Below are 12,858 nucleotides of genomic sequence, written 5' to 3' on the forward strand. Positions count from 1 at the left end.
TCCTTAATTAATTTATGTCGCTCGATTGGACAAGATGACACCAATGGTACTGAGTACGATGCCACATATCATAATGACTGATAGAGACTCATTGAGTATCAGCGTAGCCAGTATAGCGGTTAATCCTGGGGATAAAGAGCCAAGTAATAAGGTACGAATGGAGCCCAGCTGTTTGACTGCATAAGAAAACGCAATGGTTGATACCACCCCTACACCAAGTCCTTGTACTAGGATAAACGGAAGCGCGTCATCAAAAGATACAGAACCTATATTGGTCTCCACAATACCAGACAGAACCATCACTAATGTCAGAAAAAACGAGGTATAAGAGAGCACGATAGCAATAGCGATTGGACTCAACTTGGTGCTTTTTAACCCTAAGGTATAACCCGCCCAAATCAGGCTTGCCATCAACAGTAACGCCACACCGTACAGAAGACTATTAGGCACTGACTGTGCACGCCCGCCAATCATAGTAGCGATACCAAAAAGAATAAGGATTAATGCGGCAAATTTCCTCAATGATATTCGTTGACGATAAAAAATAAAAGACAATATTGCGGCAAAGAAGACTGGTGTCCCTGTCAAAATAGTACCAACGTAAGCTGCTGGTACCGTACTTGCACCAAAAGCGGCCAATAAAAGAAAAGGCACGCCGCCAAGTAAAACAAACATGATATCTGGCAGTCTTATATTTTTGATTTCATGCCAACTAGAGAGTACCCAAGGAGTCAACAAGACCAGCGGTACACTAAAGCGAATGAGCATGACATCCGCAATACTTAGCGACGATGCTCCAACCGCTCGTACAGTCAACGCAAAGCCTGACCAAATCAATAAGACGACGCTCATCGCCACATAGCCTTTGGTTAGTGGCGACATTACAAATAAAGGATTTTTGCGCGATGAGGGGTGGAATATCGTATTCATAGTCGTGTCTTATGCTGCTATACAAAGACCAATTATCGATTAAAATACGCGCTTTTATCTCTATTTATTCATTGGAATTTTACAAATATTTGGTGGATAATGCTAACTAAATCGAAATTATTGGCTTAAAAAGCCAAAAGGTAAATTATGGACAAAATCGACCGCCATATCTTGGAAGTGCTCCAAAAAGAAGCGCGCTTATCTACGGCGGAACTGTCCGAACGTATAGGGCTGTCGCCTTCTCCTTGCGCGCGACGCCTAAAGCGTTTGGAAGATGAAGGTTATATAGAGAACTACCAAGCGAACGTAAATAAAGCCAAAGCGGGTATTGCGATGAGTTTCTTTGTGGAGGTCAGTCTCAACAGCCACCAAGAAGAATCTATCGCAGCCTTCGAACGCGCTCTGTCCAACATGGACGAAGTGATTAATGGACATGTGGTATCGGGTTCTTACGATTATTTGTTAGAAGTAGTAAGCCCCAATCTTGATGGTTATGAGCGGTTCACCCGTAAGCTACACAAGCTTGCTAGCGTAAAAGACATTCACACTCATTTATCGGTGAGAAAGGTAATCAATAAGACAACTCTACCTATTTTTGTGTGAGATTCTTTTATACCGACTAAGAGAATAATGTCTCGCTCGATAATTCGTGAGTAGCAAGACCCATAATGAACTCATTCGAATTTGATAGAGTATTGCTATTATAAAGAAGTGTTTGATGATAAGACGTGGACGTTTAGTACGATGGATCAGTAGTATTTACAACTAACTCTATTTAGGTTCTCATGGGCTAGAACGCATACTTTCGTTATAGCCTAGCACCTTTTACCAATTATTATTTACCACGTGAAGATCTAAAAAGCTTTTATTCGTGTAGAAAAGTCAATGCACTTGTCAAACCTAGCATATCAGAAACAAATAAGAGTTCGATTATACACAAGAAGAAAGATGCACTATAATTCATAAAAAATGAAATAATTCTTTCTTTTGAATGTCTCATATTAGAGTCTGAAAAATTGCATATGATTTCCATCAATTTAATTTCAGTATTTTTTTCTTTTTTTTCTTTTCTAATCTTATTTGCTCTAATGTAATCTATATCTTCGTGACTTTCAGTACCACTTAATGCGTCTCTATACAATTTCTCAAATGACAATACATCAATATTCTTTTTCATTTGCCCACAAACAATTTTTTCATGTTGATATTTCTGACAGATTCCTTTTATTTCATCTGCACACTGATAAAAGTCCTTACTTCTTAGTTCATACTTGGCTGTAGATGTTGCAACCGAATATACCAGTACGCATATAGCTAGAAATATTTGAAAGCTTGTTAGTGTAAATTGTGAGAAAACAGCATTATGTCCAGCCACAGTTAATAGAGGAATTAATATCAGTCCTAAAGAGATAATAGTAGTCGTTATAAAACCAACCTTACTCAGTCTTTTTAACCTCTTGCCAGCTTCAAACCTTGAATCAACAGTAAGTTGCATCGTTCTTAATAGCTTAGCCTCAAATTTTGATAACTCCTCATCTTGTATATACTGCATGTCTACCTCAAAATCTAAAATAGTAACACACCTCAAAACAACTTAATTAACAACTTTAGTTTGTAGAAATAAATATTTAAAAAAAACCCCGATAGGCAATTTCCTATCGGGGTTTTATTTGCACTAGGTTAAATAAGCGCTTTATGGATTGACTAAAGCAGTATGACTAGGCGACCAAGTGAAGATTGTACTAATAGTACATCGAGCGAGGTTAACAACGTCGTACAAATTTAGTCGAGGCATAAATTACATCATGCCGCCCATTCCACCCATACCGCCCATTCCAGCACCGCCGCCCATAGCAGCCATACCGTCATCACCTTGCGGTAAGTCAGTGATCATAACTTCAGTCGTTAGCATTAAGCCTGCAACAGATGCAGCGTTTTCTAGCGCTGAACGAGCAACTTTAGCTGGATCAAGGATACCCATCTCTAGCATATCGCCATATTCGCCAGTCGCTGCATTATAACCGTAGTTACCACTGCCACTCTTCACTTCGTTGACCACAACTGACGCTTCTTCGCCAGCGTTGGTTACGATTTGACGTAGTGGTGCTTCCATCGCACGACGTAGGATGTTCATACCAGCGTTTTGGTCATCGTTATCACCGCGTAGTTCAGACAATGCATTCATCGCACGAACTAAAGCAACACCACCACCAGGTACAACGCCTTCTTCAACCGCTGCACGAGTTGCATGTAGCGCATCGTCAACACGGTCTTTCTTCTCTTTCATTTCTGTTTCGGTTGCTGCGCCGACTTTGATCACTGCTACGCCACCTGCTAATTTAGCAACACGCTCTTGTAGCTTTTCTTTGTCATAGTCAGAAGTAGACTCTTCGATTTGACGGTTGATAGACTCAACACGGTTTTCGATGTCAGCTTTGTTGCCAGCGCCATCAACGATAACGGTGTTTTCTTTACCGACCGTCACTTTCTTAGCAGTACCAAGTTGCTCTAGAGTAGCAGTCTCTAGGCTTAGACCAATCTCTTCAGAAATTACAGTACCGCCAGTTAGCGTTGCGATGTCTTCTAGCATTGCTTTACGACGATCGCCGAAACCTGGTGCTTTAACGGCACAAGTTTTCAAGCCGCCACGCATGTTGTTTACAACTAGTGTTGCTAGTGCTTCGTTTTCTACATCTTCAGCGATGATTAGCAACGGCTTGCTCTGCTGCATTACTTGCTCAAGTAATGGCACGATCTCACGGATGTTGCTGATTTTTTTGTCAACTAGCAAGATATATGGGTTTTCAAATTCAGCAGTTAGGCTATCTTGCTTGTTAGCAAAGTATGGGCTGATATAACCACGGTCAAACTGCATACCTTCTACAACTTCTAGGGTATCTTCGAAGCTTGAACCTTCTTCAACAGTGATAACGCCTTGCTTACCAACTTTTTCCATCGCTTGTGAAATCAGCTCACCGATTTTGGTGTCTGAGTTTGCAGAGATAGAACCAACTTGAGCGATTGCTTTGTGATCGTCAGCTGGCGTTGATAGTTTATGAATTTCTTTAACTGCTTCACGTACCGCTTTGTCGATACCGCGCTTAAGATCCATTGGGTTCATGCCAGCAGCAACTGACTTCATGCCTTCTTGTAGGATTGACTGAGCCAATACAGTTGCAGTGGTTGTACCATCACCAGCGACATCATTAGTGCGACTAGCCACTTCACGTACCAGCTGTGCACCCATGTTTTCAAATTTGTTTTCTAGCTCGATTTCTTTGGCAACTGAAACACCATCTTTAGTGATGGTAGGTGCGCCAAATGATTTGTCGATAACAACGTTACGACCTTTAGGGCCTAGTGTTACACGTACTGCGTTTGCTAGAACGTTTACGCCGTCCATCATTTGTTTACGGGCATCAATGCCGAATTTTACGTCTTTTGCCATGTTAAATTACTCCACTATTATAAGTATGAGAATACAATTGATTGATTTGATAGTTGCTTATCAAAAGCGATTATTAGAAACTGCTATCAAAATGTGCTGAGTATAAAATGATACTCAAAAGGACTAGCCTTCTAGCACACCCAATACATCAGACTCTTTCATAATCAATAGTTCTTCACCGTCAACCTTTACGGTTTGACCAGCATATTGACCGAACAAAACTTTGTCGCCAGCTTTTACATCTAACGCACGAGTTTCACCGTTGTCACGAACTTGGCCATTACCAACTGCAAGCACTTCACCTTGTGAAGGTTTCTCTTGTGCTGAACCAGGAAGCAAGATACCACCAGCAGTCTTTGTTTCTTCTTCTATGCGGCGGACGACAATACGGTCATGTAAAGGACGAATGTTCATCGATATGACTCCAAAAGTTGGTTAATAAAATTAAGGGTTTATTTGAATTAATGGTCTCAATACCAGTATCTATAGGGAACACTGCCAAAAACAACGCTTTATAGATAAGCCTTGAGCTTGTAACAAAAAGTGGGGGCAAGGTGAGTTCGGTTCAAGTGTAAAGCCCAAAAATTTACAAGATTATTTTGCAAAAATTGATCAATCAACATCTCATACCGATGCTTTACGTTTAATAAAGCCGTTATGCTATTCAAATAAAGGGCAAGAAATAGGAATATTTAAAAATATTAGCGAGCTGAATTTATGTTTTAACCAATGCTAAATTCGCTATAGAAACATTTGCTACAAGCACTACACGAAGCGGTATGACATCACGCTTGAAAATGTAACAGCGTATGACCATTATAGGTCTGGTACACATAATAAGAACGAACGAAAAAAATTGCTATATCGGCAATAAATTAATGAAGGGGTATCTATGAGTTTTTCATCAATGCACAAAAAGTCATCAAGCGACAATGTTAATAATGCTAACGACGCAAAACGCAGTCCATCTAAATTTTTATCTGCCTTAGTGACAGGCATCAGTATCTCTACCGTTGGAGCTTTGAGTATGACCACACCTACCCTTGCCAGCGCAAAAACTGTTCAACCATCAACGGCAAATTATAGTTTTACTGTTGAGGACAAGTACAAAGGCACAGCAACTCGTACGCTAAGCAAATCTGGTAATACGTGGAAATATAACGTTAAGGCTCGTGTCGCTGGTGTGGCTAGCGCCTCGCAAAACAGCACTTTTACGCTTAATGGTAATAATGTCAGTCCCACGCAGGCAAGCACTACGTACAAACTACTTGGCATGGGTCGCACACATAAACTAGACTTTAACCCAAGCAGCAAAAAAGTCACCAGTAACTATAAGGGCAAGTCGACGACTATGAATATGTCGCAACAAGCCTTTGATGATTTGAGCCTTGAGGTACAGATTCGTCAGGATTTATTAAACGGTAAATTCTCTGGTAATTATTATATGGCGAAAAAAGACAAAATCGAGAAGACGCCATTTAAAAAATCAGGCAGTACTAAGATTACCGTACCAGCGGGTACATTTGATACAGTACGTGTTGACCGCGTCCACGATGACGATAGCCGCTCTACCAGCTTTTGGTTAGCCCCAAGCTTGGACTATATGCCAGTTAAAGTTAGCCAAATTAACGATGGTAAGAAGATGGATTTAGAATTAACTAAGATTAACTAATCTACTTGTCTTTAGAGTTATAAACAAAAAAGCGGCGCTCCAGATGGGGCGCCGCTTTTTTATGGTTTTAGATTGATAGGTATAATTTATTAGGCTTTAGATAAATTAAATTATTGACGAGGTTTCTTCACAACGTTGTTCATCGAAGGCAGGCGTTTAAGCAGAATAAATAGCCAAATATTGATAGCAAGCAATAGTAAGAAATCCGCTAAGTACACGGCGATTTCAGCCCAACTACTGCCATATATACGAGTAAACAGCACCACGCCACTCGCACCCAAATATACCAGAGTGAACATACTGCTTATCAACAATGCATAAGGTGAACGACCACGCAATATCCATGGCGTCAGAATCAACGCTGGCAATAACCATAACGCCTGCCAAGCAATACCGCCAACGATATCAGGGCTACTAGGATTAAAGATACTAATAAAGATAGGCAATCCGAGCAGTCTATAAACGAGCCAAATTAACCACGTAACCTTCAAGCGCTGTGCAATAGGTGCGATAGGCTTAACCGTTTTAAGAGGCTTTGTATTAGAGCGGGTTGTGGCCATTAGATATTTTGATTTCCTAAATGAATAATATACTGCTGAATATGAATAGTTAGTGCTTGCTTATAACCGAGTGGTTATAAGCATTGAATCGTAGATTTTGAGACTTAGACGATTCTAGACAGCAGGTTTATAAAAGTTGCTTATAAGCTCCAATTAGCCTGTGCTAATGCAGCCGCAGTAATCGCTAAACGGCGACCCTGCGCAATACCCAAATCTCGTTCGTCAGTAGATATAGGCTGATCATGCGATGCACCGCTGACATGGCTAGCACCATAAGGCGTGCCGCCGCGATGAGTACGGTTCAATGCTGGCTCTGCATAGGGCACACCTACGATGACCATACCGTGATGCATCAACGGCAACATCATCGTCAATAATGTCGTTTCTTGGCCACCATGCATGGAACCTGTCGCCGTAAACACCGATGCAGGCTTGTTCTGTAGGTTCCCTGCCAGCCATAAGGTCACAGTATTATCCCAAAAATACTTCATGGGTGCGGCCATATTACCAAAGTGCGTTGGGCTACCAAGCGCAAGACCGCTACAGTCCTTGAGATCGTCCATCGTACAGTACAAATCACCTTCATCAGGTATCGCAGGCTTACTCGAGGTGGTTTCAGGTGCCACTGTCGGTACCGTACGGATACGCGCAGTCATGCCAGCATCTTCAATACCTTGCGCGATAGCATATGCTAATGTCTTAGTCGTACCATAATTAGAATAATAAAGCACCAAAACATAAGGGTCGGTCTGACTCATTAGCAAAGCTTCCTTATAAAATCGTTAGTCGTACTGGCCATTAAAAATGCGGCGAAATATACGACTAACTGGCATTGTAGAATATGTGCACATTATGCCCGAGTCATTCACTGTCATGCAAATAACCATGATTGATAACCTGATTTATATTGTATCTGATGTGCTACGCAGTGCATTTTGACACAATTAAACCGCAGATGATAACCGTTCATCTTTGTTACACTATTGTCACTCTTACTTTTGCTTAATGGTCGACATGGAAAAATTATCTCAAAAACTCCCGTTTTTACAGCAGCGCTGGTTTCAGTTTTTACGGTTTTTGACTCGGCATTTTTTTGAAGATAATTGCCAGCAAAAGGCGGCTTCACTGACGTACACCACTATGCTGTCGATCGTACCGGTATTAACGGTATTACTGATGATTTTGTCATCCGTACCAGCACTCGCATCGGTTAGAGCTCAGATTTATGACGTCATTTATAGCAATCTATTACCGCAATCGAGCATGCAAGTTAGTGAGTACATTAATAGCTTTGCCGAAAAGTCATCCAATCTAACCATTATCGGTGCCATGATTTTATTCTTTACGACTATCATGACCTTGACCACTATCGAGCGCGCGTTTAACCAAATCTGGCGAGTAGAAGATCGCTCTGGTGGCATTAAAAGCATGCTGCGTTATTGGACTATCGTTACCCTAGGGCCGCTGGTGTTGGGTACCGCTTTTATCGCTTCAAGTACCGTACAGAGTCTGAGCTTTCTCAATCGTCAAATTGCAGGCTACGGTATCGACTGGAGTTTTTGGGTACAAATGGCATCGATTGGTATTACGATGGCGGGCTTTATCGGTATGTACTGGTTTATTCCAAAGGCGCGCGTACCAGCAAAAAATGCAGCCATCGCTGGCGTGTTCGTGGCCATTGTCTTTGAATTAATGAAACATCTGTTTGGTACAGTGATGGCTAACTTTACCAGCTACGAAGCGATTTACGGCGCTTTTGCCGCATTGCCTATCTTTCTACTATGGATTTATCTGTCGTGGAATTTGATTTTATTAGGCGTTGAAATCAGTTATACCTTGACGATTTTTGAGACAGAAGAAGTCTACCCTCGTCACCCGTTACTCAGCTTGTTAGACATGTTGAATTTGGTCTATACCCACCATTTAAAAGGTGAAGCTGTTAGCGAGCAAGCACTGCGTAATGTCTTAGGTCGCAAAGAGCTGCCAAAATGGTATACCTATATTAACTACCTACAAGACAGCAATCTTATTACTATGACAGATGATGACGACTATGTACTCAAAAGAGACCTGAGTAGGATGACGTTATGGGACTTTTATCGTACCTTGCCCTACCCACTTCCTATCAAGGACGAGTTGGATGAGATGAAATTGGAAGGTCAAAAGCCTTGGCTGAGTTTATTGGTAAAACGCTTTGAAAACACCGAGGCGTATGCCAAACAGCAACTGCATCTGCCGCTAAATGCTATTTTTGCCAATAGCGAACCGCGGAAACAATCTAATAGTAAGCATAGCGATGAACGTAAACTATTTAGAAAAACCTCTGCCGCCACTGAAAACGTACAAGGACATGATAATCTAGATAGACATGGTGAGAGTGCTTACAACGGTAATGATCCACATCTAGAAGCATCACCGCACTTAGAGCCTATGGCTTATGACAAAGACAGCGCTATTGAATATGACGATCACGACAATGAAGCCATCATACCTCTCGGAACTAGTGAGAATCATACTGAGACAGATATGACCAGACGTGCGCACAAAAACGCTATTATTACAGAAGCAGATAACCCTAAGGCTTATCACAGTGAATAAAAATGATGGAGACAGTGTCTGGACACGTACGATCAATGCAAGTCAAAACAGGCTTAAGCAGTTCACTAAGTTGTGGTCAATACAAACACTGACCGACTTGCCTGATCGCTTAAATAATTTGTGGCAGTGGCTGATTGGCTCTTATTGGTTTATCCCAACCGCTTGTGTCATCGTGGGTATTTTACTTGCTCCTTTACTAGTCGCGATTGATCAGCATTTTGATCGTGAAACGGTAAAAGAGATCTCCTTTGCCTTTACTGGTGATGACGAGGCGGCGCGTGCGATTATGACTGCTATCGCTGGTGCCGTATTGGGCGTAGCCGGTACGACGTTTTCGATTACAATCGCCGTCCTGTCGATGGCTTCTTCACAATTTGGTCCAAGACTGCTACGTAACTTTTTGACCGACACTCCAAATCAGTTTGTCCTTGGCGCTTTTATCGGTACATTTAGCTATAGCTTACTGGTATTGAAGTCTATCCATAAGTCTGACGTGGCTTTTGGTGTGCCGCAATTGGCAGTGACTTTTGCCATTATCATGGCAATTATCTGTGCTCTACTTTTAGTTTATTTTGTACAGCATATGGTGCATGCCATTCAAGCGTCACACGTCATTCAAAATGCTAGCAACGATGCAATTGCAAACATTTACTATTGGTATAACGATCGATGTGACATTCAACATCAACGCGATGCTGAGCGCCATGATATCGAGCAGTTCCAAAACTGGCCTGCTATGCCGATTTATTCACCAAATTCAGGTTATCTACAGCAGATTTATCTTGAGTCATTGATTGCGCTGTCACAAGATTATGGTGGCGTGGTACAAATGCATGTCAACCTCGGTAATTACGTCACTGACAAAAACGTCATTGGCTACTTTTATCAGCGGCCTGCATCTCATCCAAACAACCAACAGAAGACAGCGACCCCGCATCTGGCAGTAATACCGAGAGCGCCTGATGGACTGTTTTGGCAACGTCTTGCAAATTGCCTGCGACTTGAGCAACGATTGGCGCACTCCAACGACATTGCCTATAGCTTAGGTCAGATGACGGAGATTGCCGTACGCGCGTTATCCCCTGGTATCAATGACCCAAAGACTGCGGTCAATTGCGTCCAGTCTCTAACCAGCTGCCTGAGTATCATGATGCGTCGTCAGCCACCGAGCCCTTATCATTTTCACATACCGCAGTCGGACACTAACGATAGCTCTGAAAATACTATCAAACAGAAGCGACTGGCCATATTGGCACTAGTCACTCATATCCCCAAAATCTCTGATTTTATCAATGTATCACTTGGTGAGATACGTCGTTACGCAGCTGCTGACCTAATGGTCTTAAAGGCATTATGTCAAGCGATGGTCAATCTGAACTATGCACGAGTAAACAGCGCACAGCAGCAAACGCTATTACATGAATTGCATCTGATTCAGCGCGCCGGAGAAGAAAATTTAAATTATCAGGAGCTGGTCGATGATTTGGTCGCTATGTGCGAACAAGCCAAGCAATTTATCCTTGATAAGGATGCACAACACAAGCATTTTATTTATGTTAGTGAGTTTGAAGCCGATATTCGTCAAGCGTTACAGACACAGTCTAGTTAATGTTATGACCAGTTAACTGTTTAAATAAATAGCAATATCAGCCTTTATAAACACATTACTTATAAGCACAACACCTATAGCTAAAAACACTTATAACGTCCCTATAAGCCCTGCGCTTTAGATACTTTTTATATTCATATGAGACCTACTTTTTATGGCATCTGCAACCAGCCTCACCATTCTAGAAATCAGCGCCATATTTTTGTCGATTACCGCTTCATTAACTTATATTAATCACCGTTTTATTGGTTTGCCGACCACTATCGGTGTCATGGTCATCTCTATCTTACTGTCAATCGGTGCGATATTTTTAGGCTTCTTAGGGTTTGATCAGCTGATTGATTACGAGGTCAGCTTACTGGAGCAGCTTGATTTTACCGAAGTACTCTTAGACGGTATGCTATCAATGTTGCTATTCGCAGGTGCATTACACGTTAATATTGGTGATTTAAGACGTTACAAGTTACCTATCGGCATCCTTGCTGGACTTGGTACGATCATATCGGCGATGCTCATTGCGACCACGATTTACTTTATGCTGCCGCTATTCGGTTTCGGCCTGCCGTTTCTCTGGTGTCTGTTATTTGGGGCGCTTATCTCCCCTACCGATCCTATTGCCGTCATGGGCATTCTCTCATCAGCAGGCGCTCCAAAAAGTATCGAGACCGTCATCGCTGGCGAGTCATTGTTCAATGATGGTATCGGCGTGGTCATCTTCGTTTTATTACTAGGGATTTTATCTAGCGGTGATATTCCTACTGCCAACTATGTCGCACATACATTAGCGGTTGAAGCTGGTGGCGGCGTTGTATTCGGACTGGTACTTGGTGCGATTTTGTATTACTTACTCAAAAGCATTGATAGCTATCAAGAAGAGGTGCTATTAACATTAGCAGGTGTCATCGGTGGCTACGCGCTGGCCAGTCATTGGCACTTATCAGGGCCACTCGCCATGGTCATGATGGGTCTGATGGTCGGTAATCGAGGTCGCGAGCTAGCTATGAGTGACAAGACACGTCACTATATTGATTTGTTTTGGGAGTTAATTGATGAGATTTTAAACGCAATTCTATTTGTGCTCATCGGTTTAGAAGTGGTGATGATTGCTTATTCAGGCAATTTATTTATCGCGAGCGGTTTGACGATTCTGATTGCGCTCGTTGCTCGATTTATTGTGGTTGGTATGACGACAAAAACCTTTCATCGTCAGCTTGATCTGCCTACGGGCGCATGGAAAGTTTTGACTTGGGGCGGTTTACGTGGTGGTATCTCAGTCGCGCTAGTATTACAGTTACCGATCGGGGCTGAACGAGAGATTCTATTGGCACTCACTTATGCGGTGGTGATTTTCTCCATCTTGGTACAAGGTCTGAGCGTTGGAAAAGTCGCTAAAAGCATTCGTACGGATGAAAAACCAGTAGACGTATAAGCTAAAAATATAGCAGGCACAAAAAATCCAGCATCAGATACTTGTCTTATGCTGGATTTTTTGACTTAAATTTAAACGTTATATCAAGCCCTTTCGTTTCATATTGCGATAAACCACAATAATAATGAGCAGATTAGAAACCAATATTCCAAGCTTAAACCAGTCAAATGGGCTAACGATCAGATAGTAGATTTCTATAGGAATAAATACCCCATAGCCTAGTACCCCGAACCAATACGCCCATGTTTTGTCATGCCATAAGCCATAGGCTTCTAGGAAGCGCAAACTGGCGTAAGCAAATATCAATAATAAAAACATCGGCCAGTTTTTACTTGCCTGCTGAGCAATACGTACGGCACTATCGATTTGCGGGGCAAGCATATGGCCGAAGCTGCGCTGCCAAGTAACGGTTGCCGTCGTCAGCCAATGCTCAAGATTGGTATGCCACCACCATAATGCCCCTGCTCCTAGTAACGCACCAACACCTTTCACTACCTCATAAATGGCCACTGCTTTGATAGACTCACTCGCCGTACTGCGCGATTTTTCTTGCTGACCATTCATGGTAACCCCTTTATCCTTCGAGGATGGCGGCAGACGGTCATCCTGTTG

12 protein-coding genes are annotated in these 12,858 nt (G+C 42.2%); 5 read left to right on the forward strand and 7 right to left on the reverse strand.

Features of this window, described 5'->3' with window-relative positions; genetic code table 11:
• Positions 1-12 precede the first annotated feature (12 nt).
• Positions 13-930 carry a DMT family transporter gene (locus tag ACTXGF_RS24205; protein ID WP_443535597.1) on the reverse strand — a complete coding sequence of 306 codons (918 nt, stop codon included), beginning with the start codon at positions 928-930 and terminating at the stop codon, positions 13-15.
• A gap of 147 nt (positions 931-1,077) precedes the next feature.
• Between ACTXGF_RS24205 and ACTXGF_RS24210 the strand changes: the two genes are divergently transcribed.
• The gene (locus ACTXGF_RS24210) at positions 1,078-1,533 is read left to right on the forward strand and encodes an Lrp/AsnC family transcriptional regulator (protein ID WP_057758867.1); all 456 of its coding nucleotides are present in this window, start codon (positions 1,078-1,080) and stop codon (positions 1,531-1,533) included.
• A gap of 262 nt (positions 1,534-1,795) precedes the next feature.
• On the opposite strand, the gene ACTXGF_RS24215 is transcribed toward ACTXGF_RS24210, so the two are convergent.
• From ACTXGF_RS24215 to groES, 3 genes are all read right to left on the reverse strand, one after another.
• The gene (locus tag ACTXGF_RS24215) at positions 1,796-2,482 is read right to left on the reverse strand and encodes an SLATT domain-containing protein (RefSeq protein WP_414559117.1); all 687 of its coding nucleotides are present in this window, start codon (positions 2,480-2,482) and stop codon (positions 1,796-1,798) included.
• A gap of 246 nt (positions 2,483-2,728) precedes the next feature.
• A complete protein-coding gene (groL, locus tag ACTXGF_RS24220; RefSeq protein WP_101204842.1) occupies positions 2,729-4,378 on the reverse strand; it encodes a chaperonin GroEL in 1,650 nt (549 codons plus the stop codon).
• 123 nt (positions 4,379-4,501) lie between these two features.
• The gene (gene groES, locus ACTXGF_RS24225; protein ID WP_057758860.1) at positions 4,502-4,792 is read right to left on the reverse strand and encodes a co-chaperone GroES; all 291 of its coding nucleotides are present in this window, start codon (positions 4,790-4,792) and stop codon (positions 4,502-4,504) included.
• 478 nt (positions 4,793-5,270) lie between these two features.
• Here groES and ACTXGF_RS24230 point away from each other — a divergent pair, with 478 nt between their 5' ends.
• On the forward strand, positions 5,271-6,050 hold the full coding sequence (locus ACTXGF_RS24230; RefSeq protein ID WP_443535595.1) for a DUF3108 domain-containing protein: 780 nt from the start codon (positions 5,271-5,273) through the stop codon (positions 6,048-6,050).
• A 110-nt stretch (positions 6,051-6,160) separates the two neighbouring features.
• Here ACTXGF_RS24230 and ACTXGF_RS24235 read toward each other — a convergent pair whose 3' ends face one another.
• The gene (locus tag ACTXGF_RS24235) at positions 6,161-6,610 is read right to left on the reverse strand and encodes a hypothetical protein (RefSeq protein WP_443535593.1); all 450 of its coding nucleotides are present in this window, start codon (positions 6,608-6,610) and stop codon (positions 6,161-6,163) included.
• A 140-nt stretch (positions 6,611-6,750) separates the two neighbouring features.
• A complete protein-coding gene (wrbA, locus tag ACTXGF_RS24240; protein ID WP_394125165.1) occupies positions 6,751-7,368 on the reverse strand; it encodes an NAD(P)H:quinone oxidoreductase in 618 nt (205 codons plus the stop codon).
• A 256-nt stretch (positions 7,369-7,624) separates the two neighbouring features.
• On the opposite strand from wrbA, the gene ACTXGF_RS24245 reads away from it, so the two are divergent.
• The 3 genes from ACTXGF_RS24245 (at position 7,625) to ACTXGF_RS24255 (ending at position 12,246) form a co-directional block, all read left to right on the forward strand.
• Positions 7,625-9,208 carry a YihY/virulence factor BrkB family protein gene (locus ACTXGF_RS24245; RefSeq protein WP_443569811.1) on the forward strand — a complete coding sequence of 528 codons (1,584 nt, stop codon included), beginning with the start codon at positions 7,625-7,627 and terminating at the stop codon, positions 9,206-9,208.
• A complete protein-coding gene (locus ACTXGF_RS24250) occupies positions 9,201-10,817 on the forward strand; it encodes a DUF2254 domain-containing protein (RefSeq protein ID WP_443535456.1) in 1,617 nt (538 codons plus the stop codon). Before ACTXGF_RS24245 ends, ACTXGF_RS24250 begins: the two co-directional genes overlap by 8 nt.
• A gap of 154 nt (positions 10,818-10,971) precedes the next feature.
• On the forward strand, positions 10,972-12,246 hold the full coding sequence (locus ACTXGF_RS24255) for a cation:proton antiporter (RefSeq protein ID WP_443535454.1): 1,275 nt from the start codon (positions 10,972-10,974) through the stop codon (positions 12,244-12,246).
• 78 nt (positions 12,247-12,324) lie between these two features.
• Here the strand turns inward: ACTXGF_RS24255 and ACTXGF_RS24260 are convergent, their stop codons facing one another.
• Positions 12,325-12,810: a DUF2127 domain-containing protein gene (locus ACTXGF_RS24260; RefSeq protein WP_379544943.1), complete on the reverse strand. Its 486-nt coding sequence runs from the start codon at positions 12,808-12,810 to the stop codon at positions 12,325-12,327.
• Positions 12,811-12,858: the final 48 nt, after the last annotated feature.

This window comes from Psychrobacter sp. 1Y6 (assembly GCF_052258385.2).
Lineage (GTDB): Bacteria > Pseudomonadota > Gammaproteobacteria > Pseudomonadales > Moraxellaceae > Psychrobacter.

Coding starts and splice junctions, on each gene's coding strand:
- wrbA (WP_394125165.1), bottom strand. CDS start 7,368: ATGAGTCAGACCGACCCTTATGTTTTGGTGCTTTATTATTCTAATTAT.
- ACTXGF_RS24205 (WP_443535597.1), bottom strand. CDS start 930: ATGAATACGATATTCCACCCCTCATCGCGCAAAAATCCTTTATTTGTA.
- ACTXGF_RS24260 (WP_379544943.1), bottom strand. CDS start 12,810: ATGAATGGTCAGCAAGAAAAATCGCGCAGTACGGCGAGTGAGTCTATC.
- ACTXGF_RS24245 (WP_443569811.1), top strand. CDS start 7,625: ATGGAAAAATTATCTCAAAAACTCCCGTTTTTACAGCAGCGCTGGTTT.
- groES (WP_057758860.1), bottom strand. CDS start 4,792: ATGAACATTCGTCCTTTACATGACCGTATTGTCGTCCGCCGCATAGAA.
- ACTXGF_RS24215 (WP_414559117.1), bottom strand. CDS start 2,482: ATGCAGTATATACAAGATGAGGAGTTATCAAAATTTGAGGCTAAGCTA.
- ACTXGF_RS24235 (WP_443535593.1), bottom strand. CDS start 6,610: ATGGCCACAACCCGCTCTAATACAAAGCCTCTTAAAACGGTTAAGCCT.
- ACTXGF_RS24230 (WP_443535595.1), top strand. CDS start 5,271: ATGAGTTTTTCATCAATGCACAAAAAGTCATCAAGCGACAATGTTAAT.
- ACTXGF_RS24255 (WP_443535454.1), top strand. CDS start 10,972: ATGGCATCTGCAACCAGCCTCACCATTCTAGAAATCAGCGCCATATTT.
- groL (WP_101204842.1), bottom strand. CDS start 4,378: ATGGCAAAAGACGTAAAATTCGGCATTGATGCCCGTAAACAAATGATG.
- ACTXGF_RS24210 (WP_057758867.1), top strand. CDS start 1,078: ATGGACAAAATCGACCGCCATATCTTGGAAGTGCTCCAAAAAGAAGCG.